This is a genomic window from Streptomyces sp. NH27 (genome assembly GCF_056859195.1).
The window spans coordinates 1-2,356 of record NZ_JACEGK010000788.1 but is presented as its reverse complement, the minus strand read 5'-3'; the positions used below and the strand labels follow the sequence as shown (position 1 = coordinate 2,356).

General features: G+C 70.0%; 5 protein-coding genes and 1 pseudogene. All 6 read right to left on the bottom strand.

The window, feature by feature from the left end; genetic code table 11:
• Positions 1 to 199: pseudogene (locus tag AC13HU_RS35850) on the bottom strand (hypothetical protein); the annotation flags it as partial.
• Positions 196 to 336, bottom strand: a complete 141-nt coding sequence (locus tag AC13HU_RS35845) for a hypothetical protein (RefSeq protein ID WP_483046175.1) — start codon at positions 334 to 336, stop codon at positions 196 to 198. The gene AC13HU_RS35845 and the pseudogene AC13HU_RS35850, both read right to left, overlap by 4 nt.
• Positions 333 to 1,376 carry an NAD-dependent epimerase/dehydratase family protein gene (locus AC13HU_RS35840; RefSeq protein WP_483046174.1) on the bottom strand — a complete coding sequence of 348 codons (1,044 nt, stop codon included), beginning with the start codon at positions 1,374 to 1,376 and terminating at the stop codon, positions 333 to 335. Before AC13HU_RS35840 ends, AC13HU_RS35845 begins: the two co-directional genes overlap by 4 nt.
• Before the next feature lie 164 nt (positions 1,377 to 1,540).
• A complete protein-coding gene (locus AC13HU_RS35835) occupies positions 1,541 to 1,639 on the bottom strand; it encodes a 30S ribosomal protein bS22 (protein WP_003948845.1) in 99 nt (32 codons plus the stop codon).
• Between the two features lie 146 nt (positions 1,640 to 1,785).
• Positions 1,786 to 1,998: a helix-turn-helix domain-containing protein gene (locus tag AC13HU_RS35830; protein WP_202235362.1), complete on the bottom strand. Its 213-nt coding sequence runs from the start codon at positions 1,996 to 1,998 to the stop codon at positions 1,786 to 1,788.
• Between the two features lie 129 nt (positions 1,999 to 2,127).
• The coding region (locus AC13HU_RS35825) for a phosphatase (RefSeq protein ID WP_483046173.1) at positions 2,128 to 2,356 on the bottom strand (229 nt) is incomplete at its 5' end.

The window sequence follows — 2,356 nt, the reverse complement described above, 5'->3', positions numbered from 1 at the left end:
GTGCCGGGATCCCCGCACCGCCCTCCGGTACGGCCGCCAGCGGTGCCTGGGCGGCGCCCTCGGCCTTCTGTGCCGCCGCCGGCGCGCCCGCCTTGCGCTCACGGCTCCGCGACCGCCTCGCGCCGGCCCCGGCCCCGCCACCACCACTGCCGCGGCGACGGGCGTCATCCCCGAACGGAATGACCTTCGCGTCCGTCATGGCTGCCGCTCCTTCTGCCGCTCCGGCCCCCGCATCGATCCCACGTCGTGCAACGTCACCGCATCCAGCGTCACCGCGTCCAGCGGTCCATCCGCCGCCCCGTGCACCACCCCGTGCACCACCGCATCCACCGTCATCGCGCCGGCTCCCCGCGCCGTACCCTGGCCGCCACCTCGTCGACCGCGGCCGCCAGCCGTGCGGGCGGCAACAGGCCGGGCTGACGGGTGCGGGCGAAGTCATGGAACGTTTCCGCAGTGGTGTAGGCCGCGTGGAAGCCCAGCGTCTCCCGCATCTGCCGGGTGTCGACCACCCGGCCGTGGGTGAGCAGCCGGATCTGCTCGCTGGAGAAGTCCGTCACGCCCGCGGTCCGCAGCATCCGGCCCACCCAGGTCACCGCGGGCAACAGCACCGGCACGGTCGGACGGCCCAGCCGCCGCGCGGTCTGCGACAGCAGCAGCACCCCGTCACCGGCGATGTTGAACGTGCCGCTGTTGAGCGTCCCGCGCCGCGCCTCCATGGCCGCGACCACCAGCACCTCGTTGACGTCGTCCTCGTGCACGAACTGCAACCTGGGGTCGTACCCGAACACGGTGGGCAGCACCGGCAGGTCGAAGAACTCCGCGAGCGGGGTGTCCGCCCGCGGGCCGAGGATGTTCGCGAACCGCAGCACCGCCACCGCCACGTCGGGCCGGCGCCGGGCGAAGCCGCGGACGTATCCCTCGACCTCGACCGCGTCCTTCGCGAAGCCGCCGCTGGGCGGCGACTTGACCGGGGTGGTCTCGGTGAACACCGCCGGGTCGCGCGACGCGGAACCGTAGACGCTCGTGGTGGACTTCACCACCAGCCGCCGGACGGTCGGCGCCTTCTGGCACGCGCCCAACAACTGCATCGTGCCGATGACGTTGGTCTCCTTGGCCTGGGTGCGGCCGCCCGCGACCGGCGAGGTGCCGCTGACGTCCAGGTGCACCACGGTGTCGACGACGTGCTGCGCCAGCACCTTCCCGATCATCGGCTGCCGGATGTCGGCCCGGACGAACTCCGCGTCCCCCAGGTCGTGCTCCGGCGGCACCGCGTCGACCGCGACCACCCGGTCGACCTCGGGCTCACGCTGCACGCGCCGGACGAACCGCCCGCTGAGCTGCCGCGCGACTCCGGTGACGAGCACCACCTTGCCCACGTTCAGCGCCTTCCTAGGGGAGTGCTGTCACCGTACCCCGCCGCTGTTGCGCGACGATGACGAAACGCCCCCGCACCCCGACCGGCCCCCGTACATGCCACTGCCCCCTTCGACCGCCCTGAATCAGGCGGAGGAAGGGGGCAGGAGAGCGGCAAACAGCTCGCTTACTTCTTGTTACGACGCTGAACACGCGTCCGCTTGAGAAGCTTGCGGTGCTTCTTCTTCGCCATACGCTTACGCCGCTTCTTGATGACTGAGCCCACGACAACCCTCGCTTCGGTTTCACTCGGTGCGGGGCGTCCGAGCCCACACGACCTACGTCGGCCAAGCCTACCCGCCCCGAGCGGACGAACGTAACCGAGGCCCACGCGGTCCGTCACCGGCCCGTTACCGGGCCGCCTCGGGCAGCTCAGGCAGACTCCACCCCCACATAGGACTCGCGCAGGTACTCGTGCACGGCCTGCTCCGGAACCCGGAAGGACCGACCCACGCGAATCGCCGGCAGATGACCGCTGTGCACCAGCCGGTACACGGTCATCTTCGACACCCTCATCACCGCCGCGACTTCGGCGACAGTGAGGAACACGACCTCGTTGAGAGGCCGACTTTCAGTTACAGCCATGACACACCTGAACCTTCCGCACATGACGGCCACCGGCTTCCCCTCCGGCGACTCCAAACAGGCATGTGCGCTCCCCCTCAGATTAGGGGCGGATGATGCGAGTGGGGAAGAGGAGTTGCGAACGGTTGACTACTGTGCGAGCCACGCACTCTTCAACACGTAGCGGGTGACCGGCCGGTAGTAGTCCGACCGAGCGGTGTCGTCGAGCGGTACCGCCACCGCCACTCTCCCCTCTGCTTCCGCCACGAAAACGGCCGGGTCGTCGCAGTCCCCGAGACCGATCGCCTCGATGCCCAACTGCCCTGCCCCGCAGACGAATCCATGGTCTCCGACCACCAGTTTCGGCAACATTCCGGCG

What these genes read in the sequence shown, in the direction of transcription:
- AC13HU_RS35845 (WP_483046175.1), bottom strand. Translation starts at nt 336, where the DNA reads ATGACGGTGGATGCGGTGGTGCACGGGGTGGTGCACGGGGCGGCGGAT.
- AC13HU_RS35830 (WP_202235362.1), bottom strand. Translation starts at nt 1,998, where the DNA reads ATGGCTGTAACTGAAAGTCGGCCTCTCAACGAGGTCGTGTTCCTCACT.